The sequence below is a fragment of the Amycolatopsis sp. NPDC051071 genome (assembly GCF_040682875.1).
GTDB lineage: Bacteria > Actinomycetota > Actinomycetes > Mycobacteriales > Pseudonocardiaceae > Amycolatopsis.
The window spans coordinates 14,649-40,170 of record NZ_JBFBBY010000071.1 but is presented as its reverse complement, the minus strand read 5'-3'; the positions used below and the strand labels follow the sequence as shown (position 1 = coordinate 40,170).

22 protein-coding genes are annotated in these 25,522 nt (G+C 68.3%); 15 read left to right on the top strand and 7 right to left on the bottom strand.

Annotated elements, in window-relative coordinates; genetic code table 11:
• Positions 1-66: 66 nt before the first annotated feature.
• The 3 genes from ligA to AB0M65_RS22700 all read right to left on the bottom strand — a co-directional run bounded on the left by ligA (position 67) and on the right by AB0M65_RS22700 (position 3,713).
• Complete coding sequence (gene ligA / locus AB0M65_RS22710) at positions 67-2,058, bottom strand: NAD-dependent DNA ligase LigA (RefSeq protein ID WP_364030703.1); 1,992 nt, start codon at positions 2,056-2,058, stop codon at positions 67-69.
• A 54-nt stretch (positions 2,059-2,112) separates the two neighbouring features.
• Entirely contained in the window at positions 2,113-3,210 is a 1,098-nt protein-coding gene (locus AB0M65_RS22705) for an ionic transporter y4hA (protein WP_364030700.1), read from the bottom strand.
• A gap of 263 nt (positions 3,211-3,473) precedes the next feature.
• Positions 3,474-3,713 carry a hypothetical protein gene (locus AB0M65_RS22700; RefSeq protein WP_364030697.1) on the bottom strand — a complete coding sequence of 80 codons (240 nt, stop codon included), beginning with the start codon at positions 3,711-3,713 and terminating at the stop codon, positions 3,474-3,476.
• 237 nt (positions 3,714-3,950) lie between these two features.
• Between AB0M65_RS22700 and AB0M65_RS22695 the strand changes: the two genes are divergently transcribed.
• Entirely contained in the window at positions 3,951-4,493 is a 543-nt protein-coding gene (locus AB0M65_RS22695) for a hypothetical protein (protein ID WP_364030694.1), read from the top strand.
• Between the two features lie 89 nt (positions 4,494-4,582).
• Here AB0M65_RS22695 and AB0M65_RS22690 read toward each other — a convergent pair whose 3' ends face one another.
• On the bottom strand, positions 4,583-5,179 hold the full coding sequence (locus tag AB0M65_RS22690; protein ID WP_364030691.1) for a TetR family transcriptional regulator: 597 nt from the start codon (positions 5,177-5,179) through the stop codon (positions 4,583-4,585).
• 93 nt (positions 5,180-5,272) lie between these two features.
• Here AB0M65_RS22690 and AB0M65_RS22685 point away from each other — a divergent pair, with 93 nt between their 5' ends.
• The 6 genes from AB0M65_RS22685 (at position 5,273) to AB0M65_RS22660 (ending at position 14,060) form a co-directional block, all read left to right on the top strand.
• On the top strand, positions 5,273-6,208 hold the full coding sequence (locus AB0M65_RS22685; protein WP_364030688.1) for a zinc-binding dehydrogenase: 936 nt from the start codon (positions 5,273-5,275) through the stop codon (positions 6,206-6,208).
• A 40-nt stretch (positions 6,209-6,248) separates the two neighbouring features.
• Positions 6,249-6,818: an isochorismatase family cysteine hydrolase gene (locus AB0M65_RS22680; protein WP_364030685.1), complete on the top strand. Its 570-nt coding sequence runs from the start codon at positions 6,249-6,251 to the stop codon at positions 6,816-6,818.
• Positions 6,819-7,370: 552 nt separating this feature from the next.
• Positions 7,371-8,639 (top strand): aspartate kinase, encoded by a 1,269-nt coding sequence (locus AB0M65_RS22675; RefSeq protein ID WP_364030682.1) that lies wholly within the window; start codon positions 7,371-7,373, stop codon positions 8,637-8,639.
• The gene (locus tag AB0M65_RS22670) at positions 8,636-11,278 is read left to right on the top strand and encodes an amino acid adenylation domain-containing protein (protein WP_364030679.1); all 2,643 of its coding nucleotides are present in this window, start codon (positions 8,636-8,638) and stop codon (positions 11,276-11,278) included. The genes AB0M65_RS22675 and AB0M65_RS22670 overlap by 4 nt, the downstream gene beginning before the upstream one ends.
• Positions 11,203-12,696 (top strand): Pls/PosA family non-ribosomal peptide synthetase, encoded by a 1,494-nt coding sequence (locus AB0M65_RS22665; protein WP_364030676.1) that lies wholly within the window; start codon positions 11,203-11,205, stop codon positions 12,694-12,696. The genes AB0M65_RS22670 and AB0M65_RS22665 overlap by 76 nt, the downstream gene beginning before the upstream one ends.
• The gene (locus AB0M65_RS22660) at positions 12,693-14,060 is read left to right on the top strand and encodes a diaminobutyrate--2-oxoglutarate transaminase family protein (RefSeq protein ID WP_364030673.1); all 1,368 of its coding nucleotides are present in this window, start codon (positions 12,693-12,695) and stop codon (positions 14,058-14,060) included. Before AB0M65_RS22665 ends, AB0M65_RS22660 begins: the two co-directional genes overlap by 4 nt.
• 27 nt (positions 14,061-14,087) lie before the next feature.
• On the opposite strand, the gene AB0M65_RS22655 is transcribed toward AB0M65_RS22660, so the two are convergent.
• Positions 14,088-14,663 (bottom strand): TetR/AcrR family transcriptional regulator, encoded by a 576-nt coding sequence (locus tag AB0M65_RS22655; RefSeq protein ID WP_364030670.1) that lies wholly within the window; start codon positions 14,661-14,663, stop codon positions 14,088-14,090.
• Between the two features lie 231 nt (positions 14,664-14,894).
• Here AB0M65_RS22655 and AB0M65_RS22650 point away from each other — a divergent pair, with 231 nt between their 5' ends.
• The 4 genes from AB0M65_RS22650 (at position 14,895) to AB0M65_RS22635 (ending at position 18,812) form a co-directional block, all read left to right on the top strand.
• Complete coding sequence (locus tag AB0M65_RS22650) at positions 14,895-15,347, top strand: (2Fe-2S)-binding protein (RefSeq protein ID WP_364030666.1); 453 nt, start codon at positions 14,895-14,897, stop codon at positions 15,345-15,347.
• Positions 15,334-16,293: a xanthine dehydrogenase family protein subunit M gene (locus tag AB0M65_RS22645; RefSeq protein WP_364030663.1), complete on the top strand. Its 960-nt coding sequence runs from the start codon at positions 15,334-15,336 to the stop codon at positions 16,291-16,293. The genes AB0M65_RS22650 and AB0M65_RS22645 overlap by 14 nt, the downstream gene beginning before the upstream one ends.
• The gene (locus AB0M65_RS22640; protein WP_364030660.1) at positions 16,293-18,467 is read left to right on the top strand and encodes a xanthine dehydrogenase family protein molybdopterin-binding subunit; all 2,175 of its coding nucleotides are present in this window, start codon (positions 16,293-16,295) and stop codon (positions 18,465-18,467) included. Before AB0M65_RS22645 ends, AB0M65_RS22640 begins: the two co-directional genes overlap by 1 nt.
• Before the next feature lie 114 nt (positions 18,468-18,581).
• Complete coding sequence (locus AB0M65_RS22635) at positions 18,582-18,812, top strand: hypothetical protein (protein WP_364030657.1); 231 nt, start codon at positions 18,582-18,584, stop codon at positions 18,810-18,812.
• A gap of 465 nt (positions 18,813-19,277) precedes the next feature.
• Here the strand turns inward: AB0M65_RS22635 and AB0M65_RS22630 are convergent, their stop codons facing one another.
• Both AB0M65_RS22630 and aztA read right to left on the bottom strand, forming a co-directional pair.
• Positions 19,278-20,087, bottom strand: a complete 810-nt coding sequence (locus AB0M65_RS22630; protein WP_364030654.1) for a metallophosphoesterase — start codon at positions 20,085-20,087, stop codon at positions 19,278-19,280.
• A gap of 419 nt (positions 20,088-20,506) precedes the next feature.
• The gene (gene aztA / locus AB0M65_RS22625) at positions 20,507-21,217 is read right to left on the bottom strand and encodes a zinc ABC transporter ATP-binding protein AztA (RefSeq protein WP_364030651.1); all 711 of its coding nucleotides are present in this window, start codon (positions 21,215-21,217) and stop codon (positions 20,507-20,509) included.
• 47 nt (positions 21,218-21,264) lie between these two features.
• Here aztA and aztB point away from each other — a divergent pair, with 47 nt between their 5' ends.
• Genes aztB through aztD form a run of 4 tightly spaced genes read left to right on the top strand, consistent with a single transcriptional unit; the run spans position 21,265 to position 25,404 of the window.
• Positions 21,265-22,116, top strand: coding sequence for a zinc ABC transporter permease AztB (gene aztB / locus AB0M65_RS22620; RefSeq protein ID WP_364030648.1), 852 nt, complete (start codon positions 21,265-21,267; stop codon positions 22,114-22,116).
• Entirely contained in the window at positions 22,113-23,297 is a 1,185-nt protein-coding gene (locus AB0M65_RS22615; RefSeq protein WP_364030645.1) for a hypothetical protein, read from the top strand. Before aztB ends, AB0M65_RS22615 begins: the two co-directional genes overlap by 4 nt.
• On the top strand, positions 23,294-24,196 hold the full coding sequence (gene aztC, locus AB0M65_RS22610; protein WP_364030642.1) for a zinc ABC transporter substrate-binding protein AztC: 903 nt from the start codon (positions 23,294-23,296) through the stop codon (positions 24,194-24,196). The genes AB0M65_RS22615 and aztC overlap by 4 nt, the downstream gene beginning before the upstream one ends.
• 32 nt (positions 24,197-24,228) lie before the next feature.
• On the top strand, positions 24,229-25,404 hold the full coding sequence (gene aztD / locus AB0M65_RS22605) for a zinc metallochaperone AztD (protein ID WP_364030639.1): 1,176 nt from the start codon (positions 24,229-24,231) through the stop codon (positions 25,402-25,404).
• The last annotated feature ends 118 nt before the right edge of the window (positions 25,405-25,522 follow it).

Below are 25,522 nucleotides of genomic sequence, written 5' to 3'. Positions count from 1 at the left end.
GTCTCGTGAGTGTTTTGGGTCGTTCTAACGACCCAAAACACTCACGAGACCCATGACCGACGTGCGCTAGACGACGCCCGCCGCGATCAACTGCTGCCAGATCACGCCCTGGTCCACGACCTCGACTTCGAGCTTCTCGGCCTTGGCGATCTTGCTGGCCCCGACGTCGGCGCCGGTGATGAGCAGATCGGTGTTCGCCGAGACCGACGACGCGATGGTCGCGCCCGCCTTCTCGCACAACCGCTGGAAGGTCGGGCGCGGCACCTTCTCGCCGGAGCGAGGGTCGCTGATCGACCCGGTGACCACGACCGTTTTGCCTTCGAGCGGCGCACCGGCCGCGACGACCGGCGGGAGATCTTCCTCCCGGACGTCCAGTGACACGCCGACTTCCCGCAGCCGCTCGAGTTCGGGCTTGAGCCGGGTGAGGTGCTCGATCAGCGAGGCGGCCACCTTCGGGCCGATGTCCTCGACGGCCACGAGGCCTTCTTCGCCCGCTTCGACGACGGCTTCCAGCGAGCCGAAACCCGCACGGCACAGGCGTGCGGCGGTGCCTTCGGAGGCCATCGGGATGGCGAGACCGATCAGCGCCCGGCGCAGACCGACCGTGCGGCTCGCGTCGATCGACTCGATCATGCGGGTCGCGGAGACGTCGCCGATGCGGTCGAACTCCAGCAGTTTCTCTTTGGTCAGCCGGTAGAAGTCCGACGGGTGTTCGAGGATGCCCGCCTCGGCGAGCCGCTCGATCCAGACGCCGCCGATGGCGTCGATGTCCGCGGCCGCCCGCGAGGCCCAATGGATCAGCCGCCGCACGGTCTGGGCGGGGCAGGCGACGTTGGTGCAGAACAGCTCCCGGCTGTTGCCCTGTTCGGTGAGCGGCTCTTCGCACGACGGGCACACCGACGGCGGCACGATCTCGCGTTCCTCGCCGGTACGTTTGGCGGCGTCGAGGACGCCGGCGACGAAAGGGATCACGTCGCCCGCGCGGCGCACCAGCACGGTGTCGCCGATCTTGATGCCGCGAGCGCGGATGACCTCCTGGTTGGCCAGTGTCGCGCGGGTGACGGTGGTGCCGCCGACGAATACCGGTTCCAGCCAGGCGACGGGGGCGATCTTGCCGGTCTTGCCGACGTCCCAGACGACGTCGGCGAGCACGGTGGTCTTCTCCTCGGCTGCGAATTTGAACGCCAGCGCGCCGCGGGGCGAGCTCGACCGGGTTCCGGCGGCGGCGTAGGCGTCGCGATCGGCCAGGCGCAGCACCGCGCCGTCCAGGTCGTAGTCGAGTTCGTTGCGCTGCTGCTCGATGGTCGTGATGACGGCTTGCGCGGCTTCGGCGTCGTCGCAGCGCCGCATGTCGGCGGCGGTGAACCCGAGCGTCCGCAACGCGTCGTCGAGGTCGGTCTCGGCGCTGTCAGGTTCGGTGGTGAGGTCGAAGGCGAAGAACCGCAGACGTCGTTCGGCGACGGTGGCCGGATCCTTGGCACGCAGGGTGCCCGCGGCGCCGTTGCGCGGGTTGATCAGCGGTTTGTCGGGGTGCACCTTGTTGTAGGCGGCGAAGGTGGAGCGCAGCATGACCGCCTCGCCACGCACCTCGACCCGGCCCGGCGCGTCGACCTTGTCCGGGACACCGTCGGTCAGGGCCCGCACCAGCATGGTGACGTCGTCGCCGGTGGTCCCGTCCCCGCGGGTGACGGCCCGCGCGAGCCGCCCGTTCTCGTAGACCAGGGCCAGCGACAGGCCGTCCAGCTTCGGCATCACCACGACCGCCTGCCCGGGGAAGCGGCCGAAGAACGCCGCGACCTGCTCGGGTTTGGTCGCCTTCTCCAGCGACAGCATCGGGCGCGAGTGCCGGATCGGCGCGTGCAGCACGGCGGGCGCGCCCACCTGGTCCAGCGGGTTCGGATCCGGGGCCAGCTCGGGATCGGCCTCGATGAGCCCCCGCAACTCGTCCTCGATCGCGTCGTAGTCGGCGTCCGCCACCTTCGGCGAGCCCCGGTAGTAGGCGTCGCGGAGGGCGACGATCTGATCGGCGAGTTCTTGGATGCGGTCCCGAGCGTTCACCGGGAAGAGATTACCCGTGACCACCGACAGAACACCGTCCGAAGAGGACTCATGTCACGGGTTGATGGCGAGGACCAGGAACGACGCCAGCAGCACCAGATGCACACCGCCCTGCAGGCGGGTGGCGCGGCCGGGGACCACGGTGAGCACACTGACCGCGATCGTCAGCGCGAGCAGCACGATGTGGGTCGCGCCGAGGCCCAGCATCAGCGGGCCGTCCAGCCAGATCGAGGCCAGCGCGATGGTCGGGATGGTGAGCCCGATACTCGCGATCGCGGAGCCGTAGCCGAGGTTGAGGCTGGTCTGCATCCGGTCCCGTCGCGCGGCCCGTGTCGCGGCGAGGGTCTCCGGTGCCAGCACCAGCAGCGCGATCACGACACCGACGAACGACTGCGGGAAGCCCGCCGCGCGGACACCCGCCTCGATCGCCGGGGATTCGACCTTCGCGAGCCCGACGACGGCGACCAGCGCGACCAGCAGCAGACCGAGGCTGATCAACGCGGCCTTGTTGGTCGGCGGCTCGGCGTGCTCCTCCTCCTTGATGGAGCCGTCGGTGTCGACCGGCAGGAAGAAGTCACGATGGCGCACGGTCTGGGTGAGCACGAAAAGGCCGTAGAGCAGCAGCGAGGCGATCGCGGCGAAGGTGAGCTGCGTGCCGTTGAAGGCCGGGCCGGGGGTGCTGGTGGTGAACGTCGGCAGCACGAGGCTGACCGAAGCGAGTGTCGCCACCGTGGCGAGGGCGCCGCCACTGCCTTCCGGGTTGAAATGCGTTTCGCCGTAGCGGCGGGCACCGACCATGAGTGAGATGCCGACGATGCCGTTCATGGTGATCATCACCGCGGCGAACACTGTGTCGCGGGCCAGCGTCCCGGCCTCGGGGCCGCCCGAAGACATCATCGTGACGATCAGCGCGACCTCGATGACCGTGACCGCGATCGCCAGCACCAGCGAGCCGAAAGGTTCGCCGACCCGGTGGGCGACGACCTCGGCGTGGTGCACCGCGGCCAGAACGGTCGCGGCCAGCGCGACCGCGACGACGGCCACCGGCACCGGCCCAAGGTCATGGCCCCAGCTCAGCACCAGCACGACTATGGCGAGGACCGGGGTGACGGTGGTCCAGGACACGGGAAATCGTCTGCGCGCGTCGGCCATAACGTCACCTTCGCACACTCTGTGTGACGTCGCCGCTCCATCCGGGGCGGTGGGTGACGAAATTCCCTCGATGGACAGGGCCATGTGGCGTGTCCGGGTACTGGGCTCGCTGTGACTGGCCTGTTCGCCGGGTGCGCGGCCAGGGCGAAGGCGTGACTCGCGTGCTCAGACACGTAACTCGCGTGCTTAAGAAGGAAACTCGCGTGCTTAAGAAGGAAACTCGCGTGCTTAAGAAGGGAACTCACGTGCGGAGCTCAAAACCGTCACCGTCGGATCGTGATCTTGGTCTGCTCGTCGGCGGCCAGGATCCGCTGAAGCCGGAAGCGGCACAGGGTATGGAACATCTCGGGTAGCTCTTCGGCGTCGATGCGGCCTTCGAGGTCACGTCGGCTCGCGTTGAGCACCCGGCTGATCACCGCCCCGGGAAGGCGGCCACCGAACTCGCCCATCAGCCAGACGCCGATTTCGCCGATCTCGTCCGTGATCGCGCCCTGTGCGGTCATCAGCCTGCTCCTGTGCGTCGGAGTGTCACCGGACCCTTGCCCGGCGACACTCCGACGTGTGAGACGAAACCCCATGACGGGAAAGTTGTGAGATTGCTCTACTCGGAGTAGTCCTCTTGCACGGAACCATGCAGCGTTCGGGAGCGATCTCGGGGGAAACCCCGATGTGCTCGGCATCGGCGGATGCGAGCCTCGTAAATGACCATTGTGGACAGTGAGGAAGGGAGTACACGCGTAGTGGCCCCACCAAGGGACGAAGAAATCGCGCGATGGACAGCGGAGCTGACGGCCTTCACCGAGCTCTACCGGCAGGCGGAGGACGCGGGTTCGCCGGAGGCCGTGTCACACGCGGGCTGGCACGCCGGGGCGAGGCTTCGGGCAGGCACGGCGACCGGCAGGTTGCTGGCTTACCACGACTCGGGGGTCGAGGCCGAGTGCGTCTTCCGTGAAGGGGAGCGCACGCTGTTCAACATCATGAGCGGCGGCTATCAGGCGGACACCGCCGAGCGGGGCTTCGGGATGTGGAGTTCGCGTCCAGGTGTGCTCGGGGCGATCGAGCCCGGGGTCCGCAGACTGGAGGTGGCCGACGCGGACGGCGTGGTCGTGCGGGCCGACATCGTGGCCCACACCTTCGCGGTGGACGTCGATCTGGGGCCTGAGCCCCGGACGGTCGACGAGGTGTTCACGCCGTGGGATCCGCCTGAGCTGACCGTGCGGGTGTACGGCGAAGGCGACGTGTTGCGGTTCGAAGGACCCTTGTTCGTACCCAGCCGGTCCTGATCGGCGGCGGGTGCCGAGTGAGACTTCGCCCGGCACCCGCACCTACTTCCGCTTGGCCCGCCCGATGACCTCGTCCCATCGCCGGACGGTCACGCTCGCAGGAGCAGACTGTCCTTCATGGCGGAGAAGGCGCGCCGCACGTGGCCGGGCAGGTCGCCGGGAGCGCAGTCGGGCAGCCATTCGTCCAGGGCGCAGCGCCAGGTGGCGACGCAGAACTCGATGAGCATGCGCAGTTCGAGATCGCGCGGGTCGCCGAGCCGGTGCGCGACCTCCTCCTGGATCTCCGCGCAATGCCGCAGCGAATGCCCGTTCAGCGAGGGCGACTGCTCGACCAGCCTGAGGGTGGCCGGGAAGCGCTGGTACCAGTCGTCGTCCATCCGGTCCAGCGTGGCCAGGAGCGCGTCACGGAAGACGTCCACCAGCGGCCCGGATTTCGCGGTCTCGTCCAGCGTGGTGAGGAAGACGCTCCAGAGCTGCTTGGCGGCGGTCAGTGCGACGTCCTCCTTCGACCGGTAGTTGCGGAAGAAGGTCCGCCTCGACACCTCCACCGTGTCGAGCAGCGCGTCGAGTGGCGTGGCGTCGAAACCACGCTCGCCGAACAGTGAGATCGCGGTTTCCGCCAGGGCCTGGCGGGTGCGCAGCTTCTTGCGCTCGCGCAGTGTCGCGGGTTCCCCGGAGGTCGTCATGGACAACAGTCTAGCTGTGCACGCCGCGGCCACGCATATGCTCCAATGGAGCAAATGCCACACAGTGGCACATTGAGCTGAGGAGATCAGATCGTGCGCGCACTCGTTGTCGACCACACCGCGACGGCTCACCTTTCGCTGACCGACGTCGCCGATCCGGTTCCCGCGCCCGGCGAGGCGCTGGTCCGGGTCGAGGCGGTTTCGCTCAACTACGGCGAGGTGCTGGGCGCCACTTACCCGGCTACGCCCGACGGTGCCTTGATCGGCTGGGACGCGGCAGGCGTGGTGATCCAGGCCGCGGCGGACGGATCGGGCCCCGCCGCGGGAACCCCGGTGGTCACACTGGGCGCGTCCGCCGGCTGGGCAGAGTCACGCGCGGTTCCGGCCACGATGCTCGGTGTCGTACCGGAGGGCGCCGATCTCGGTGCGGTGAGCACGATTCCCGTCGCCGGTCTGACGGCACTGCAGGTGTTGCGCCGCCTGGGGCAGCTCCTCGGACGCCGGGTGATGGTCACCGGCGCCTCCGGTGGCGTCGGTCGTTACGCGGTGCAGCTCGCGGCCCGCGCGGGAGCGGAGGTCGTCGCTATCAGCGGGAATCCCGCCAAGGCGGACAACCTGCGGGCTTTGGGCGCGGCCGAGGTGCACGCCGATCCTTCGCAGGTGGATCGGCCCGTGTTCGGGGTGCTGGACAACGTCGGCGGGCAGCAGCTCGTGGTCGCTTTCGCCGCCGTGCAGGCGGGTGGCACGGTGGTGAGTGTCGGCCGGTCGGCCGGAGCGGACTCGGTCTTCCCGCCCGAGGCCTTAAGGCCCACCGACGGACGGCACGACCGCTCGATCCGCACCTTCTTCCTGCTCGCCGACGCGGCCACGGACTTCTCCGCCGACCTGACCTGGCTCGCCGCCGAGGTCGCGGCCGGCCGTCTCGACCCCGGAATCACCTGGCGTGGCCCGTGGACTTCCTATGACGAGGCGGCGACGGCCTTGCTCGATCGCCGCCTGCACGGCAAGGCGGTACTGGACATCAGCTGAGCGGTTAGGGTGGCAGCATGCGACCGGAGGGATGCCCGTCATGACCACCGCGCTGATCATCGGTGACCTGCAGCGGGGCATCACGGGCAACTACTCGTTCGCCAGGGAAGTCCTGCCCCCGCTCACTGGGCTTCTGCCGCGTGCCCGTGCGGCCGGTGCTCTCGTCGTCTTCGTGCATTTCGCCATGCGGGGCAACGGAGCGGATCTGCCGCCGGGCAACGAGATGCTCAAGACGTTCCACGGAGCGGGGGACACCTTTCACGAGGGCTCGGCCGGAACCGAGATCGATCTGCCGGTCGCCGACGAGGACGTCGTCGTGCTGAAACGCCGTGCCAGCGCGTTCGCCGGGACGGATCTCGACTTGGTGCTTCGTGCCGCAGGGGTGGACACCGTGGTGATCGCCGGAGTCGCGACCAGTGCGATGGTGGCCGCGACGTGTTACGACGCGGCCGATCGTGGTTACCGCGTGACCGTCCTGCGCGACGGTTGCGCGGACGGCGATCCGGAAATGCACGATTTCTTCGTCGGCACGGTCTTCCCCAGCCGGGGCTTCGAAGTCGTCTCCTGTGCTGATTGGGCGAGCGGAGCCGGCGCGTCGGCTCCGCTGTAATCACCGGGGCGCCGTTATGGGAGCCGTCGATCGGAGTTTCTCGATTGCCCCTTTCCGAGACGAAACGGTCTCGGGAATCGACTCGGCCACAGGATGGTTTTCGGCTGTCGAGGGAGTCATGGCCGCTTTGACGGATTCCTTCCCGTCGAGGCGGATCCATCGGATCTCGTACCTTTCCGTGTGGTAGCGGAATCCAATCCGTCTTTCGGTTCGGTTGTTCAATCGAATTTCGGAGCCTATTCGGATTCGTCATTCTTTTGACGTAATTCCATCGAACCAGGCTGTTCTTGATTATGTCCCCCGTGATGCCATCGGGTTATGTTCGGTAAACCCGATGATCTGCCCTTTCGTACGGATGGAGGTACCCGGCCAAAGGTTCTCGCACTACTTTCCAAACTTGTGATCCCGGCACACGGTTGCCGGGGCCCAGACTCCTGGAAGTGTTGTTCGGCAGGCGCTTCCGCTGCGGTAACCGTTCCCGAAAACGGGCTTACCGCCCACTTTGCGCTGCCCGAGTGCGAGCCTGGCCAGATCAGCGAGCTATTAAGGAAAATGGTGAATTCTTCTCAAGATCTCGACGCCGGCTCGGCCCCGCCCTTGCGGCAGGTACGAAGGAAAGGACTGATCATACGAAAGTATGGCGGATCGTCGCTGTCGACGCCAGGGTTGGTGAGTGACGTAGCCGCTGAAGTGGCCGCGCTCACCGAGTCGGGGGATCGGGTGGTGCTGGTCGTGTCGGCCATGGGGGATACCACCGACCGCCTGATCGCCTTGGCGACGGAATTCGCCGAACCGCCCGCACCCCGTGAACTCGACCAGTTGATGGCGACCGGTGAACAGGCCTCCGCCGCGGTGCTCGCCATGGCACTGGCCAAACGCGGGGTCGCGGCCGTGTCGCTTTCCGGTGACCAGGCGGGGATCGAGGTCGGCGGCGAACCGGGAGCGGGCACGATCGTGCGGGTCGACCCCGGCAGGATCCTCGCGCGGCTGCGTGACGCCCAGGTCGTCGTGGTCGCCGGGTTCCAGGGACGTGACGCGAACGGTGAGCTGCTGACACTCGGCAGAGGCGGTTCCGACACCACCGCCGTGGCGCTCGCGGCCGCGCTCGGCGGTGCCGAGTGCGAGATCTGCACCGACGTCCACGGTGTCCGCACGGCCGATCCCCGGATCGTGCCGGACACCCGGCCGGTCCGGACGATCTCCTACGACGCCATGGTCGAGCTCGCCGGGCTCGGAGCCCGTGTGCTGCATCCCAGATCCGTCGAGCTGGCCCGCCGTCATGGGATTTCGGTGCGAGTGAAGCATTCCTCGAGTGCGGGTCCTTCCACCGTCGTCACGGCGAAGGAATCGTCAATGGAAGGCGCGCCTCGCGTCATCGGTGTCGCACACGAGCGAGACGTGCGGCTGGTGCGTATCCAGGTTTCGGCCGACGGCCCGGACCAGTACGCCCGCGTGCTCACGAGTCTCGCCGGAAGCGGGGTGAAACCGGACAACCTGAGCTGGCCCGATCCCGGCGAACTGCGGTTCACCGTGCGCGGTACGGAACCGCTCGGCGTACCGATCGCCAAGCTCGCGAGGGATTTGGGCGCCCGGTCCACGGTTCTCGAGGAGCTCGGCTCGGTGTCCGTGGTCGGCACGGCACTGCTCGACCCACCCGGCTGTCTGCCCGAGTTGCTGCGGATCATCGCCGACCAGCGCGTCACCGTACCGGCGATGACGACCTCGCAGTCGCGGCTCACCGCCGTGATTCCCGTCGGCGCCGTCGACACGACCGTCCGTGCCTTGCACGACTCGTTCGGCCTGGCGGAGGACCGGACATGAGCCCGTACGGACAGCCGTCCGGCTTGTTCACCACCGACGGCCTGGTCCTGACCTGCGACGGCCACGAACAGCGGATCCGGTGGCGTGGCGGCGAGCGGCTCGAGCAGCTGTACGAACGACTCTGCGACCGGTTGCACGCCGACGGCCTCGGTGCTCGCCTCGCGGTGGACGCCGGAAGCACGAAGCTCACCTTCGCCGGACTGGACGAGCGGGCCAATCGGCTCGCTCGTCATCTGCGAGCGCACGGCGTGCGGCCCGGTGACCGGGTCGGGCTGCTGTTCGACGAGCCGGTGCACCCCTACGTCGCGATGCTGGCCGTGCTCAAGACCAACGCGGCGTATGTGCCACTGGACACGGGTTTCCCGGACGACCGGCTGGCCTACATCGTCCAGGACGCCGGCGTCCGGCTGGTGCTGACGATCTCCGGGCTTCGTGACCGCTTCGAGCCGGGCGGTGTCGACCTGCTCTGCCTCGACGAGGACGAAGACCGGATCGCCGCCCTGCCGGGTGCGCGGCTCAGCGCGGCCGAGAAGGGCGTCGCGACGGACGAACTCTGCTATGTCGTCTACACGTCCGGCTCGACCGGGCGGCCGAAAGGCGTGACGATCGACCACGCCGCGATCTGCAACTTCGTCAATGTCGCCGCCGACGTCTACGGCATCCAGGGCACCGATCGGGTCTACCAGGGCATGACGATCGCGTTCGACTTCTCGGTCGAGGAGATCTGGGTCCCGCTGCTGTCCGGGGCGACGCTCGTGCCGAAACCCGGCGGAACGAGCCTCGTGGGCCACGAACTCCACGAATTCCTGCGGGACAACGGGGTCACCGCGTTGTGCTGTGTCCCGACCCTGCTGGCCAGCCTCGACGAGGACCTGCCTCGGCTGCGTTTCCTCCTGGTGTCCGGCGAGGCGTGTCCCGAAGACCTCGTCCGGCGCTGGTATCGCCCGGACCGGCGGTTCCTCAACGTCTACGGCCCGACCGAGGCCACGGTCACCGCGACGTGGGCGGTGCTGCGCCCGGACCGGCCGGTGACCATCGGGGTGCCCCTGCCCACCTACTCGGTCGTCATCCTCGATCCGGACGAGCCGCGGGCACTGGCCGCGGGCGAGCTGGGGGAGATCGGGATCGCCGGGGTCGGGCTCGCCGGTGGATACCTGAACCGGCCCGAGCTGACCGAGCGCGCGTTCATCCCGGACTTCCTCGGCATCGGGCACAACCCGTCCCGCCGCATCTACCGCACCGGTGACCTCGGCCGGATCAACCCGGACGGGGAGATCGAATACCACGGCCGGGCCGATACGCAGGTGAAGATCCGCGGTTATCGCGTCGAGCTCACGGAGGTCGAGTCGGTCCTGCTGCAACTGCCCGGGATCGCGCAGGCGGTGGTCGAGACCCACCATCCGGAAGCCGGTACGACCGAACTGGTCGCCTACTACAGCCTGCGCCGCGACAAAACGATCATCGACGCCGGAGAACTGCGCCGTCGCTTGGGAGAGCTGCTACCGGCGTACATGGTGCCCGCGTATCTCGAACAGCTCGACCACATCCCGCTGACCCCGGCAGGCAAAGCCGACCGCCAGAACCTCCCCGCACCGAGCAGACCGCGAGCGGCGGGCCACGCCGACTACGTGGCTCCGGCCACCGAGACCGAACATCAGCTGGCGGATGCTCTCGGCCGGATTCTCGGAGTGGAGCGGATCTCGGTGACGGGACACGTCTTCGAGGACTACGGCGCCGACTCGCTGTTACTGGCCAAGTTCTGCGCCGTGATCCGGGAACGCGGTGACCTCGCGCCGTTGTCGGCAAGGGACGTGTACCTCAACCCCACCGTTCGCGGGCTCGCCGAGTCGCTTCCTCCCGCGGCCGGGGTCACGGTCGCGCGGGCCGAAGAGCCCTACCGCGCCGGTACCGGGTCCTATGTCCTCTGTGGACTGTTTCAGTTACTGGCCTTCCTCGCTTATGTCGCCGGTTCCGGCTGGCTGCTGGACACCGGATTCGCCTGGATCACCGCGGCGAGCGGACTCGGCGACGCCTATTCGCGAGCGGCCGGGTTCGGGCTCGTCGTCTTCGCCGCCCTCTCCGCGATGCCGATCCTGGCGAAGTGGGTGCTCGTCGGACGCTGGAAACCGGGGGACATCCCGCTCTGGAGCCTCGGCTATCTGCGCTTCTGGACGGTCAAGACGATGGTCAGGTTCAGCCCGCTGATGCTTTTCACCGGAACCCCGTTGTACTCGTTCTACCTGCGGGCACTCGGCGCGGACATCGGCAAGGGCGCCGTCATCCTGTCCCGGAACCCGCCGGTCTGCACCGATCTGCTGCGCGTCGGCGCCGGGGCGGTCATCCGGAAGGACGCGTACTTCTCGTGCTACCGCGCCAGGGCAGGCAGAATCCAGACCGGGCGGGTCTCCCTCGGCGACAACGCGTTCGTCGGTGAGATGACGGTGCTCGACATCGATACCGCGATCGGCGACGACGCCCAGCTCGGCCACTCGTCGTCCTTGCACTCCGGGCAGACCGTGCCCGGCGGCGAACGCTGGCACGGATCGCCCGCCCGCCCTCCACGGTGGACTACCGTGCGCTGGGCACGGCCGCCAGTGGCCGGCTCAGGCCGTTCGTCTTCAGCGCGTCCAATCTGCTGATCCTGCTGCTGGTGACGCTTCCGGTGACCATGGGCGGCGCGGATCTCGTCGTCGATCGCTGGTTCACGACGGAGGCGGACTTCACGAGCTGGGCCTTCTATCGCGGTCAGATCGCCGATTCGGCGCTGCTGTACTTCGGGGCCCTGCTCGGCGGGCTGCTTGCCGTCTTCACGATCCCGCGCCTGCTCAACCGGTTCCTCGAGCCGGACCGGGTCTACCCGCTCTACGGCAGGCATTTCGCCATCCAGCGGGTGATCGCGCGGCTGACCAACCTGCGCGCGCTGACCTACCTGTTCGGTGACAGCAGCTACATCGTGCACTACCTGCGCGGACTGGGGTACGACCTGTCGGAGGTCCAGCAGACCGGCTCCAACTTCGGGGTCGAGATCAAGCACGAGACGCCGTTCCTCAGCACGGTGGGCAGCGGGACGATGGTCTCGGACGGGCTTTCGCTGCTCAACGCGGACTACTCCGCTTCGTCGTTCCGGTTGCGCCGGGCCTCGGTCGCGCCACAGGCGTTCCTCGGCAATGAGATCGGCTATCCGCCGGGCGCCATGGTCGGCCGCAACTGCCTGCTGGCCACCAAGGTCCTGGTTCCCCTCGACGGACCGGTCCGGGAGAACGTCGGCCTGCTCGGTTCCCCCGCGTTCGAGATCCCCCGCACCGTCCGCCGGGACACCGGGTTCGAGCACCTCGGCACGGGGGACGCCCTGCGCCGGGGCCTGCTGGCGAAGAACCGGCACAACACCGCCACCATGCTCGTCTACCTGCTGGTGCACTGGGTTCAGCTGCTGGGCGTCCTGGTGATCGGGACGGCCGCCAGTGCCCTGCACGCGCGGTTCGGTTTCCTCGCCGTCGGCGGCGGCATCGTGGCAACGCTGCTGTTCTCGGTCTCGTTCCTCGTGCTGGCCGAACTCGGTGTGCAGGGCTTCCGGTCGCTGCGGCCGCGGTTCTGCTCGATCTACGATCCCGTCTTCTGGCGGCACGAACGGTTCTGGAAGCTCAGCCCCGGCCGCTACCTCACGCTGTTCGACGGGACGCCGTTCAAGAACGTCCTCTGGCGCTGCCTCGGGGTCCGGATCGGACGCCGCGTCTTCGACGACGGCTGCGCCATTCCGGAGAAGTCCTTGGTGAGCATCGGCGACGACTGCGTGCTGAACCTGCACACCGTCCTGCAGGCGCATTCGCTGGAGGACGGCACGTTCAAATCCGACCATATCGTCATCGGCGCCGCGTGCACGCTCGGCACCGGGGCCTTCGTCCACTATGGAGTGACGATGGGCGAGGGCGCGATCGCCGAGGCGGACGCGTTCGTGATGAAGGGCACCGCGGCGCCGCCGCGAACGCGCTGGCACGCCAATCCGGCCGTCGAACTCGACCTGGCACACGAGATCACCGCGGCAAGGAGACTGCCATGACCTACACCCCCACGGCGAAACCGGCGCTGGCGCCACGGGTCGACGGCGATCTGCCCGGACCTCGGTCGGCCGAGTTCCTCGAACACCAGCGACGCTGGGAATCCAACGCGCGGGCGTACCCGCGCAATCTGCCGATCGCGATCGCCGGTGGTGACGGCAGCTACCTGTGGGACGTGGACGGGAACGTCTTCATCGACTTCCTCGCCGGGGCGGGCGTCCTTTCCCTCGGCCACAACCATCCCGAGGTGGTGCACGCGGCCACCGAGCAGCTGCACGTGCTCACCCACGGCCTGGACTTCCCGACGCCTGCCAAACGCGAGTTCATCGACGCCCAGTTGTCGATGCTGCCGCCTGGCATGCGCTCGCGAATGCGGATGCACTTCTGCGGTCCGGGCGGGGCGAACGCCGTGGACGCCGCGATCAAGCTCTGCAAGACCGCGACCGGACGCGGCGAGCTGGTGTCCTTCCAGGGCGGGTTCCACGGCTCCAGTCACGCCGCGATGGCGTTGACCGGTCTCGTCGCCCAGAAACGGCCGATCGCCAACGGGGTGCCCGGGGTGCACTTCTTCCCGTACTCCTACTGCGCCCGCTGCCCCGTCGGCCTTTCCCGGGACACCTGCGAGACCAACTGCGTGGGCCTGCTGGAGCGATCCTTGCGCGACCCCAACGGCGGGATTCCTCTTCCCGCCGCGGTGCTGATGGAGATCGTGCAGGGTGAAGGCGGGATCATCCCGGCCGACCGCGACTTCGTCCGGCGCGTGCGCGCGCTGACCGCGGAGCTGGACATCCCGCTCGTGGTCGACGAGGTGCAGACCGGCTGCGGCCGTACCGGAACCTGGTTCGCGTTCGAGCAGTACGACATCGAACCGGACGTGATCATCGCGTCCAAGGCGTTGAGCGGGATGGGCCTGCCGGTGGCGGTCATCTTCTACGACCAGCGGCTGGACGTCTGGGCGCCCGGCGCGCATTCGGGCACCTTCCGGGGCAACCAGGCCGCGTTCGCGGCGGGTACCGCGGCCGTCCACATCGTGCGGCGCGACGACGTGCTGGGCAATGTCCGGGACCGCGGGCGCCAGCTCGAATTCCGGTTCCGCGCCCTGCGCGACCACCCCTGGGTCCGCGAGGTCCGCGGTCTCGGGCTGATGTGGGGCATCGAACTGGCCGATCCCCGCGACGGCCGCCCGGCAACCGCGTACGCCCGTGCCGTTCAGGCGTACGCCTTGCGGCAGGGACTGATCATCGAACTCGGCGGCCGCGACGACAGCGTGATCCGGCTGATGCCCCCGCTCACGGTGAACGCCGAGGTGATCGAACTCGCCGGCACCATCCTGCTCGACGCCATCGAGCGGTGCGGGCGCTTCTGACCGGGCCCAGACCGGCGACCTACGTCGTCAAGATCGTCCGGTGCCCATCCCGCGCCACAACAGGTCGACGAGACTCGCGACGTCACGCCGCCATTCGCCCTTCGGGTCGAGGTACAGCAGGCCGCCGAGGCCGCGCAGGACGGTCTCGGGCTTGAGGTCCGGGCGGACGGTGCCGGCGGCGACGTTGGCTCGCAACAGGGTGGAAACCGCGCCGACCATGGAGTCGTAGGCCCCCGCGGGCAGTTTCCCGCGGGAGGCCGTCGCGACGCGCAAGGCGTCGGCAAGGCCGCGTTTGGTCATCATGTAGTGGGCGAGGTGGTCGGCCGTCCACACCCGGAAGGCCTGCTCCGGGGTGTGCTTTTCGAGCAGGCTCGGCACGATGTCGACGAGCTGGCGCACCTCGCGCTGATACACCGCCAGGATGAGGGCTTCCGGGGTCGGGAAGTGCCGGTACACGGTGCCGACGCCGACCTCGGCCTGCTTCGCGATGGTGTTGAACGAGATCTCGCCCGAGCAGGCCAGTGACCGTGCCGCGGTGGTGAGGATGCGCTCGTGGTTGCGCCGGGTGTCCGCGCGCCGGGGGTTGACCGATCCCGTCGTCATCGCCGCTCCGTCCGCCGCCGCTCCCGTCCTTCGTGAATGTAGCCGAGGGATCCGTGGGCCCTGGAGCGACTCCAGGGCCAGGGGCGAGTATCGACATTGCGAACCGGATTGTAATCCGCTAACTTGAAAAACGAAGCGGATGAATATCCGGTTCATTCCCTGAGCGGACTCCCACCTCCTCAACCTACGCCGTCGGGCACTCGCCCTGGACGATTTGCGGAAAGAGATCCAGTGGACATCTCACTCGAAGTCAATGGCAGGACGGAAAACCTGAGTGTCGATCCCGGGGTGACCTTGCTGGACGCGCTGCGAGAGCGGCTCGACATCACGGGCCCGAAGAAGGGCTGTGACCGAGGGCAGTGCGGCGCCTGCACGGTTCACGTCGGTGGACGGCCAGCGCTCTCCTGCCTCACCTTGGCCGCCACCGTGAAACAGCCGGTGACCACGGTCGAAGCACTGTCCACAGTAGACGAACTGCATCCGGTCCAGCAGGCGTTCGTCGACCAGGACGCCCTGCAGTGCGGGTTCTGCACGTCCGGGCAGATCATGTCGGCGGTCGCCGCCGTCGAGCAGGACGTCACGGACGTCCGGGAGTTCATGTCCGGCAACCTCTGCCGGTGCGCGGCGTACCCGAACATCATCGCGGCGATCGAGCAGGCGAGGCGGGCCGATGCGTCCGTTTGAGCTCCTCGCCCCCGAGACCGTCGAAGCCGCGGTCACCTCGCCCGGTACCTTCCTCGCCGGCGGGACCACGCTCGTCGACCTGATGAAACTCAACGTCCTGACACCGCACCAGGTGCTGGACATCAACGCGGTGCCGTTGCGGGGTATCGACGTCGCCGACGGGCTGCGGATCGGCGCGCTGGAGCGGATGGGTGACATCGCCGCGCACCCCGGCGTGTACCCGGCGATCTCCCGTGCGCTGCTGCTCAGCGCCTCCCAGCAGATCCGGAACATGGCCAGCATCGGCGGGAACCTGATGCAGCGCACGCGCTGCTCGTACTTCCGGGACGTCGCCAAACCGTGCAACCGGCGGGAGCCCGGCAGCGGCTGCCCCGCGATTCCGGGCGCCAACCGGATGCACGCCGTGCTGGGCACGAGCGACTCCTGCGTGGCGACCCACGCCAGCGACGTGGCCGTCGCGCTGGTCGCTCTCGACGCGCGGCTCCGGCTGGTCAGCGACACCGGGACCCGCACGGTCGAACTGGGCTCCTTCTATCGCCTGCCCGGCGACACCCCCGACGTGGAGAACGACCTTCGCCCCGGTGAACTGATCGCCGAGGTCGTGGTGCCCCGCCTCGATTGGGCATCGAACTCCACCTACGTCAAGGTGAGGGACCGGCAGTCCTACGAATTCGCGCTGTGTTCCGCCGCGGTCGCGTTGCACGTCGAGGACTCACGCATCGTCGACGCCCGGGTCGCGGCCGGTGGCGTGGCGACCGTGCCGTGGCGGCTACCCGCGGTCGAGGAGGCCCTGCGCGGCGCACCCGCGACCGTCGCGGCCTTCGAAAACGCCGCGGCGCTGGCCACCGAGGGCGCCCGGCCGTTGTCCGAGAACGGATTCAAGCTGTCGTTGCTGCCGCGGACCATCGTCCGCGCACTGCTCGAACTGACCGAGGGGAGCCGCTGATGACCAGCCGGGTGGACGGACCGCTCAAGGTCACCGGCCGGGCCGAGTACGGGGCGGACCACACCTTCCCCGGACTGGTCCACGGATATGTCGTGACCAGCACGATCGCCCACGGCGAGATCGAGGCGATGGACGTCACGGCGCCGAAGGGCGCTCCGGGTGTGATCGCCGTGTACACGCCGTTCGACCCGCTGGCGCTGCTCACACCGATCACGCCGTTCTTCGGCGAGACGTGGGTTCCGTTGCAGGACAAGGAAGTCACCTACTACGGCCAGCCGATCGGCTTCGTGGTGGCCGAGACCTACGAACAGGCCCGCGACGCGGCGATGCTTGTCGAGGTCTCCTACCTGCCGCGGCCCGCGCTGACTTCGCTGCAGGACGGCCTCGCTTCGGCCGAAGACGCGCCGGCGGCACGGGGTGGCGAGCCGTCGTCCCTCGAAGTCCTCGCCCCGGGGGTCGAGTCCATCGAGGACGCGCTGGCGGCGAGCCCGGTGGTCGTCGAGGCCACGTACACCACCGCGACCCAGCACCACGCCGCGATGGAACCGCATTCCGCGGTCGCGGTGTGGGGTCCCGACGGCCTGACCATCCACAGCGGTAGCCAAGGATCCGACCTCCAGGCGGCTGAGCTGGCAGGTGCGCTGGACACCAAACCGTCCGAGGTGCACGCGGTGAACCCGTTCGTGGGCGGGGCCTTCGGGGGCAAGGCACGCACTTCCGCGCCGGCGTTCCTTGCCGCGGCGGCGGCTCGGATGCTCGATCGGCCGGTCAAGGCCGTGCTCAGCCGGGAACAGGCCTTCACGGTGACCGCGGGCCGTGCCGCGACCGTCCAAAAGATCGCTCTCGGCGCGGAACACGACGGCACCCTCAACGCACTGCGTCACGACTCGTGGTGCAGCACCGCGACGGACCGGTCGTTCGTCGAGCCGACGTCGCACGGCACTTCGCGCGAGTGGTACGCCACCCGGAACCTGGCCATCAGCCAGAAGATGGTGCCGCTCAACATCCCGCCGACCACCTTCATGCGGGCGCCGGGCGAAGCACCAGGGTCTTTCGCGCTGGAGAGCGCGATCGACGAACTCGCGGTCACACTGGGCATGGATCCGATCGAGCTGCGTCAGCGGAACAACTCGAACGCGCCACCCGGCAAGGATCTGCAGTGGTCGAGCAAGCACCTCGACGAATGTTTCCGCGTCGGCGCGGCCAGGTTCGGCTGGGCGGACCGCTCGCCACGGGGACGGACCGACGGCGACTGGCTCGTGGGTGTCGGCACGGCCACCGCGATGTTCCCCGCACTGCGGTTCCCGGCCACGATCGGGATCACCCTGCTGCCCGACGACACGGCCGTCGTCGCGACCAGCGGAGCGGACCCGGGAACGGGCCTGCTGACGGTGATTTCGCTGGTGGGCGGGGAATCACTGGACATCTCGCCGGAGCGGGTAGTGCCGAGGCTCGGCGACTCCGCCTTGCCACCCGGCGGCCTGTCCGGTGGCTCGACAGCCACCGCGAGCGTGGGGTCGGCCATCATGATCGCCGCCGCCAAGGCGATCGACGACCTGCTGGCCGTGGCGTCGGCTCCGGGCGCGCCGTTCGAAGGCATGGACGTCTCCTACGCGGATGGCAAGGTGTTCGCCGGAGACCGGACGATGACCTTCGGCGAGGTCCTGCGGGCACTGAAGCGCCCGTCGATCTCCGTGACCGGTTCGTCGGCACCCGGCGAAGAGCTGACGAAGCATTCCTTCAGCTCGTTCGGCGCTCAGTTCTGCGAAGTCCGCGTGCACCAGTGGACACGCGAGATCCGGGTGTCCCGCATGCTCGGCGTCTTCGACACCGGCCGGATCATCAACCCGACGGCGGCCCGAAGCCAGATCATCGGGGGCATGATCTGGGGTGTCTCGGCCGCACTGCACGAAGGACTGGAGATCGAGGCCGACGGACGACTCGCCAACGGTGACTTCGCGAGCTACCTGATTCCGGTGAACGCGGACATCCCCGAGGTCGACGTCCACTTCGTCGAGTACCCGGACACCCTGCACAACTCGGTCGGCGCGAAAGGGCTCGGCGAGATCGGCACCGTCGGGATGGCGGCGGCCGTCGCGAACGCCGTCCACAACGCCACCGGCATCCGGGTGCGGCACATCCCCATCCAGATCGAGGACCTCTTGGAGTCTTGAGAAGTGTGGTGGGTTCGGGTGGCCTATGTCCCGAACCCACCACACCCGGACGTGCCGGACGGCATCATGTCAACCTGACGGCACTCTCCGGAAACACGACTTGCAGGTGACAGCTTGAGCGGCTTCGGCAAAGGAAATCTCGGCATCGGCGTGGTGCTGCTCGGCGTGGCCGTGCTGTGCTCCAGGCTCGACCTCATCCCCGCCGCGGTGATCACCGGCATCCTCGGCCTGCTCGGACTCAGCATCGCGGGCTACGACCTGGTCGACGGCTGGTCCGAACGAGCCGACCTGCGCCGCAGGGAAGCCAGGATCCGCCGGGAACGTGAAGATCACCAGGGCCGTTGAAGCACCACGTGACGCTCTAGTGCGGGCTCGGTCCCGTGATGCGGGCGTCGTCGAGGACCAGGGAATCCTGTCTAGTTACCCCTCATTGCTACTCGCGACTCCCTGGACCGACTCGCTCGCGGGGTGTCGCGAAGGGCACTCACGACCCCACGTGACCCAAGGGCGGCCGCGGTGTCTTGAAGGCCCCCTTTGAGACGTTGATCGTCTCAAAGGGGGCCTTCAGGACATGCCTGCGACCACGGGCGGCTGCCAGGTATGGGTCCGGGTGGTCGTGGACGGCAAGACTCCGTGACAATCACGTGAAGCTCAGCGAAGCGCTGTAACTGCCGTATGTCACGACCGTGGCTCGCACCGAAGGGGCGTGACGATACGGTCAATTCGGCACAACTGGTGTCCCTTTGGACAGTCAAGGAAAGGGGTTCCTTCGCGGGATTGCACTCACGCGATCTTCACGGAATCACTCATCTAGTGTGGGCTCGGTCCCGTGATGCGGGCGTCGTCGAGGACCAAAGGGTGCCAGCCGGTGGCGCCGGTCCGGCCATGCCCCGGATCGATACCGGTGAAGACGCGCCCTCCGACGCGTACACGAACATGGCGAGCCTGCCAATCGACCGACGCGCGTTGCCGGATCCTCCCGGCGCATCGCCATGTCCGATCGGCGAACCGCACGACCGTGGAATGTCCGTGGACCTGGCCGAAGGGTACGACGTCGCGGTAGGCCATCCAGGATTCGTGCAGCGCCGCGCCCGACTCCGCCCAGAGTGGACCAGCCCGGTCGTCGCGGGCGTGCGCGCCGGTTTCCCAGATCAATTCCGGGCGCTCGTTGAGCAACTCCGCGGCCACGGCCGCGGACCGGGGTTCCCCCAGCCGTTGCCAGCAGGGGAGCGTCAAACCCGCGTGGGTGAACAGTAGTTCTTCGCCCTCGCCGGTACGCACGGCCTCGGCGACACGCAAGTGCCCGGCGGCCCACCACTCCCGCAGCCGGGCCACGCCGCCTTCCGCCAGGGGCTCACGCCAGAAGACGGTCCCGCCGGGCAGATACTGTGCCTCGTGGTTCCCGGCGAGCTGAATCCATTGCCGCGGCTGCTCGTCCAGCAGTTTCGCCACGATGTCGAGCACGCCCGCGCTGTCCGGGCCGCGGTCGACGAGGTCGCCGACCTGGATCACGGTGAGATCCCGCGGAAGTCCTTGTTCCGTGGCGCCGAGCTGGTCCAAGGCGCGGCGCAGCTGATCCGGATGTCCTCCGACATCGCCGATGGCGGCAAGTCTTCCCATGACCACTTCCCATGACAGCCGTCAGGATCCACCGTACGAACTTTCGGGACCGGAGGCCCGCACTACCCTTTGTAAACGCGGTCAAGGGACCAGGTGAGGCCACGGGCAAGAGCAGCCGGCCAGGTACTTCGCCGACAAGCGTCGCCCCGAGGGCACGGCTCGAATCGAGCGGGTCGACTGGTGTTCCGGCCCGTACACCGGGATGCCGTTTTAAGCACGTGAGATCCGTCTTTAAGCACGTAAGTGACGCCTTCAAGCACGCGAGTGACGTGCTCAAGCACGCGAATTACGCCTTCGCTCTGGCCGCCGACCCCGCGAACAAGTCGGTCACAGTGAGCCCGGGCACCACGCCACCTTGGACTTACCCCTCGATAACGCGGCCGTAGCGCAGTTCCAGTACGGAAGACGGCCTCGTGACCTCAGGAAACTCTGGGAAGTCCCCACGCCTCGGCCACGCGATCCTGGGTCAGCACCGAATCCGGCGGACCTTCGGCGACCAGGCGGCCGTCTCTCAGCAGCAGGCAGTGATCCGCCCGGCGGGCGACGTCGAGGTCGTGGGTGACGCGCATGATCGTCGTGCCTTCGGCGAGTGCGGTACCGAGCGCGTCGTCGATCAAGGTCTTGGCGTGCAAGTCGAGGCCGGCGGCCGGTTCGTCGAGCAACAGCAGTCCGGCCTGTTGGGCGAGTCCCTGTGCCACCAATGCCCGCTGACGCTGTCCGCCGGACAGGGTGCCGAGCATTCTGTCCGCGATCGACGTGATGTCCAGTCGTGACAGACATTCCTCGATCACTCCGCGGTCCTCTTTGGTCAGTCGCCGCCAGTGGCCGCGATGCGCCCACCTTCCCATGGCGACGGTGGCGCGCACCGTGATCGGCAGCGAGTGCGACACCTCGCTCTGCTGGGTCACGTAGGCGAGGCGGCCGGGAGCGCGGCGGATCACGGAGCCGGCGCTCGGCGGCAGCACTCCGGCGACGACGTTGAGCAGTGACGACTTGCCTGCTCCGTTCGCCCCGACAATCGCCGTGACCTGCGCGTTCGGCATCCGCGCGGTGACTCCGCGCAGCACCTGTCGTTGACCGTAGCGCGCCTGCACGCCGTCGAGCGTGAGCGCCGTTGTGTCCGGTTTCATCGCACCCCTTTTAGATAATGACAATCATTACCACTATAGTGCTGGGCGTGGAATGGTTGTCGGTCCCCTTCGAGGTGTCGTTCGTGCAGCGGGCGCTGGTGGCAGGGGCGTTGGTGTCGGTGGTGTGTGCGATCGTGGGCACCTGGGTGGTCCTGCGGGGTATGGCCTTCATCGGAGACGCCCTGTCGCACGGCATGTTGCCCGGCGTGGCGATCGCTTCGCTGGCAGGCGTCAACCTGCTGGTCGGCGCCGCGCTCAGCGCGGGGGTGATGGCGCTCGGCGTCACGGCACTCGGCCGGTCGCGGCGGCTGTCCGAGGACACCACCATCGGGCTGCTCTTCGTCGGCATGCTCGCGAGCGGCGTGATCATCGTGTCGCATTCGCGGTCGTTCGCCGTCGACCTCACCGGTTTCCTCTTCGGTGACGTGCTCGCGGTCGGTTCCGCCGACGTGGCGGGCCTCGCCGTCACGCTGGCCGTCGTGGCGGTGGTGGCGCTGCTGGGACACCGCTCGTTCACCGCGCTCACCTTCGACGTCCGGAAGGCGCACACGCTCGGCCTGCGCCCGCGCCTGGCGAACGCCGTCCTGCTCGCGCTGGTCACGCTGACGATTGTCGCCTCGTTCCGGGTGGTGGGAACGTTGCTGGTATTCGGCCTGCTCATCGCCCCGGCCGCGGCGGCACTCTTCTGGTCCCGGCGGATCACCACGATCATGTTCGTCGCGGCGCTGCTGGGTGTCCTCGCCACCGTCGGTGGCCTGCTCGTGTCCTGGCACTGGGGTACCGCGGCCGGCGCGACCATCGCCGCCCTCGCGGTCCTGTTGTTCTTCGTCTCCGCGCTTTTGTCCTCGGCGCGACAGAGATTCCGTTCCCCGACACTGGAGATCGAGCGTTCACGATGAGAATCAAGACGGGTTGGCTTGCCGTCGTCCTCACGGCCGTGGCCGTGCACCTGACGGCCTGTGGCAGTGAGCCGCGGCAAGACGCGGAGGTACCGCACGGGTACGTCGAAGGCGCCGAGGAGGCGGCTGAGGCACAGTCTCGGTTGATCGTCGCCGATACCGGCACGGGTGCCGTGAACGTGGTCGACCTGATCACCGAAGAGGTCCACCGCGCCGGACGTGTCGACGGCGTCCGTGCCCTGACCGGCGACGGGCGGTTCGGCTACCTGACCGGCGGTGACGGATCGGTGCACGTGATCGACAGCGGCGCCTGGATGGTCGACCACGGCGACCACGTGCATTACTACCGCGCGAAAGTGCGCGAGGTCGGTGCGGCGCCGGGTAAAGAGCTGCTGGGGGCGTCCAGCGACCCGGCGGTCTCGGTACTGTCCTTTCCAGACGGTACGGCGGTCCTGCTCGACCGGGAGCGGCTCGGCAAGGGTTCCGTGGCCGAACTGGGCAGAATCACGCGCGAACCGCATGACGGCATCGCGGTGCCCTACGGCAAGCATGTCCTGGCCTCGTCGGCCCGCGGCGTGCGTGTTCACGACCGTCAGGGGAAGCCGGTCGCGGAGGTCGACCGGCCGTGCCCGGAACTCCAGGGCCAGGCGGTGACCCGGCGAGGCGTTGCCTTCGGCTGTGCGGACGGGGCGTTGCTGGTCACGGAAAAGGACGGCGTCTTCAGCGGGGACAAGATCCCGTACCCACCTGAGGCCGGTGCGCGGGAGCGCGTCACCGCGTTCACCCACCGGCCGGGCGGTACCACACTCGCGGCCAGGGCAGGGGACGACGCCGTGTGGTCGCTGGACGTCGTGCGCCGGACGTGGCGGCAGATCGAGACCGGGCCTGTCGTCGCGGTGAACGCGGTGGGGGAGGGCGGCCCGCTGCTGGTGCTGACCAGGGACGGAAAGCTGCACGCCTTCGACAGCGCCACCGGCCGCGAACAGGCGCAGATCCCTTTGCTGCCGCCGGAATCGACCTCGGTCGCCGCACCGTCCATTCAGGTCGACACGACGCGCGCTTACGTCAACAACCCGGCTTCCGGAGAGGTGTACGAAATCGACTACAACGACAATCTCCGTCGTGCCAGGACGTTGAAGGTCGAAGGCAAGGCGAGTCACCTCGTGGAGACCGGCCGATGAGGCGCCGGGTGTTCGCGCTGCTCACCGCGGCACTTCTGACGTTCTCCGGTTGTTCGGCGAGCGGCGGGGAGCGAACCTCCGTCGTCGTCACCACGAACATCCTCGGTGACATCACCCGCGCCATCGTGGGAAACCAGGCTTCGGTGACCGTGCTGATGAAGCCGAACGCCGACCCGCATTCCTTCGGCATCTCGGCCCAGCAGGCGGCCGAGGTCGAGCGTGCCGGGCTGATCGTCTACAACGGACTCGGCCTCGAAGAGGGCATGCTGCGCACGGTACGCACCGCCGAGGAGAGCGGTGTCCCCGCCCTGCCGGTGGGAGAGCGGGTGAACCCGATCGGCTACGCCGGGAATGGCCAGCCGGATCCGCATTTCTGGACCGACCCGGGACGGGTGCGCGACGCGGTCACGGTGATCGCCGACGACGTCATCGCCCACGTCGGCGGGGTGGACGCGGCGGTGATCCGGGGCAACGCCGAACGCTATCGCGGCGAGATCGAGGCGCTGGACGCCACGATGACCGAGCGGTTCGGCCGCATTCCTCCGGAGCGAAGGAAACTGGTCACCAATCATCACGTGTTCGGCTATCTCGCGCAGCGGTACGGGTTCGAGGTCGTCGGCGCGGTGATCCCCGGCGGAACGACCCTCGCCTCACCCAGTTCCTCGGACCTGAAGGCACTGGCCGACACCGTGCGCTCGGCCGGGGTGCCGGTCATCTTCGCCGACTCCTCCCAACCCGACAGGCTCGCACGTGTACTGGCCGAACAGGCGGGCCTGCGGGTGGCGGTGACCTCGCTGTTCTCCGAATCACTCAGCGAACCCGGCCAGGGCGCGGCGACCTATCTGGACATGATGCGCGCCAACACCGAGTCGATCGAGACCGGCCTGACTCCCTCCTGACAGATCTCGTACAAACGAAAGGTGCAGTGAAGATGGCACGACCCACCCGGTACGCCGCGCTGATGCTGACGGCGGTGAGCGCGAGCGTGCTCGCCGCTTGCGCGACGGAACAACCCGCCCCGCAAGCTCACGGCAACGGCGCGGCGCCCGCGCCCGTCGTCGCCGACCCGATCGCCGTCACCTACGACGGCGGCATCGCCCTGCTGGACGGGAAGACCTTGAAGGTGGCCAAGGAGTTGCCGCTGGACGGGTTCAACCGGCTCAACCCCGCCGGGAACGACCGGCATCTGCTGGTCTCGACCTCGACCGGGTTCCGCGTGCTCGACGCCGTCGGCGGCGTACTGACCGACACCGAGGTCAAGGCGGCCAAACCAGGTCACGTCGTCCGCCACGCAGGCAAGACGGTGCTGTTCGCGGACGGGACCGGGGAAGTGACGGTGTTCGACCCGAAGACGCTCGGCGGCGCGGCCCCGCCCGCGCCGAAGCACAAGACGCTGGAAGCGCATCACGGCGTGGCCGTGGAACTCGCGAACGGCGAGCTGGTCACCACCCTCGGCAACGAGGACGAGCGGACCGGGATCGTGGTGCTGGACAAGGACAAGAAGGAGATCGCACGCAACGAGCAGTGTCCCGGTGTGCACGGTGAAGCCGCCGCGCGCGGCGAGGCCGTCGTCGTCGGGTGCGAGACCGGCGTGCTGATCTACCGCGACGGCGTCGTCACCAAGGTGCCGAGCCCGGACCCGTACGGCCGGATCGGCAACCAGGCGGGCTCGGACGTCTCGCCGATCACCTTGGGCGACTACAAGGTCGACAAGGCGGCGGAGCTGGAGCGCCCGACCCGAGTGTCGCTGATCGATACCGAGAAGGCCACGCTCCGGCACGTCGAACTCGGGACCAGCTATACGTTCCGGTCGCTGGCACGAGGCCCGCAGGGTGAGGCGCTGGTGCTGGGCACCGACGGGCAGATCCACGTGATCGACCCGGTGGCTGGAACCGTGACACGGAAGATCGCGGTACTCGGCTCCTGGCAGGAACCGCTCGAATGGCAGCGTCCGCGTCCGGCGATCTTCGTCCGGGGCGGGACCGCCTACGTCACCGACCCGAACAAGAAGGAGATCCATTCGGTCGATCTCGCGTCCGGTGCCAAAACCACGACCGGCACGCTCCCCGGAACACCCAACGAGGTCAGCGGAGTGCTCACCCACTAGACGCCGGACCGCCATGACCGCGACGGCACCCCTTTCGGCGCACGGGGCCGCGCTGCTCACTGTGTGGATCTTGGCGCGTTGGGTGATCCGAAATCCACACAGTCTCGCCTCACCGGCC

What these genes read in the sequence shown, in the direction of transcription:
- AB0M65_RS22705 (WP_364030700.1), bottom strand. Translation starts at nt 3,210, where the DNA reads ATGGCCGACGCGCGCAGACGATTTCCCGTGTCCTGGACCACCGTCACC.
- AB0M65_RS22700 (WP_364030697.1), bottom strand. Translation starts at nt 3,713, where the DNA reads ATGACCGCACAGGGCGCGATCACGGACGAGATCGGCGAAATCGGCGTC.
- AB0M65_RS22690 (WP_364030691.1), bottom strand. Translation starts at nt 5,179, where the DNA reads ATGACGACCTCCGGGGAACCCGCGACACTGCGCGAGCGCAAGAAGCTG.
- AB0M65_RS22680 (WP_364030685.1), top strand. Translation starts at nt 6,249, where the DNA reads ATGACCACCGCGCTGATCATCGGTGACCTGCAGCGGGGCATCACGGGC.
- AB0M65_RS22675 (WP_364030682.1), top strand. Translation starts at nt 7,371, where the DNA reads ATGGTGAATTCTTCTCAAGATCTCGACGCCGGCTCGGCCCCGCCCTTG.
- AB0M65_RS22670 (WP_364030679.1), top strand. Translation starts at nt 8,636, where the DNA reads ATGAGCCCGTACGGACAGCCGTCCGGCTTGTTCACCACCGACGGCCTG.
- AB0M65_RS22660 (WP_364030673.1), top strand. Translation starts at nt 12,693, where the DNA reads ATGACCTACACCCCCACGGCGAAACCGGCGCTGGCGCCACGGGTCGAC.
- AB0M65_RS22655 (WP_364030670.1), bottom strand. Translation starts at nt 14,663, where the DNA reads ATGACGACGGGATCGGTCAACCCCCGGCGCGCGGACACCCGGCGCAAC.
- AB0M65_RS22645 (WP_364030663.1), top strand. Translation starts at nt 15,334, where the DNA reads ATGCGTCCGTTTGAGCTCCTCGCCCCCGAGACCGTCGAAGCCGCGGTC.
- AB0M65_RS22640 (WP_364030660.1), top strand. Translation starts at nt 16,293, where the DNA reads ATGACCAGCCGGGTGGACGGACCGCTCAAGGTCACCGGCCGGGCCGAG.
- AB0M65_RS22630 (WP_364030654.1), bottom strand. Translation starts at nt 20,087, where the DNA reads ATGGGAAGACTTGCCGCCATCGGCGATGTCGGAGGACATCCGGATCAG.
- aztA (WP_364030651.1), bottom strand. Translation starts at nt 21,217, where the DNA reads ATGAAACCGGACACAACGGCGCTCACGCTCGACGGCGTGCAGGCGCGC.
- AB0M65_RS22615 (WP_364030645.1), top strand. Translation starts at nt 22,113, where the DNA reads ATGAGAATCAAGACGGGTTGGCTTGCCGTCGTCCTCACGGCCGTGGCC.
- aztC (WP_364030642.1), top strand. Translation starts at nt 23,294, where the DNA reads ATGAGGCGCCGGGTGTTCGCGCTGCTCACCGCGGCACTTCTGACGTTC.
- aztD (WP_364030639.1), top strand. Translation starts at nt 24,229, where the DNA reads ATGGCACGACCCACCCGGTACGCCGCGCTGATGCTGACGGCGGTGAGC.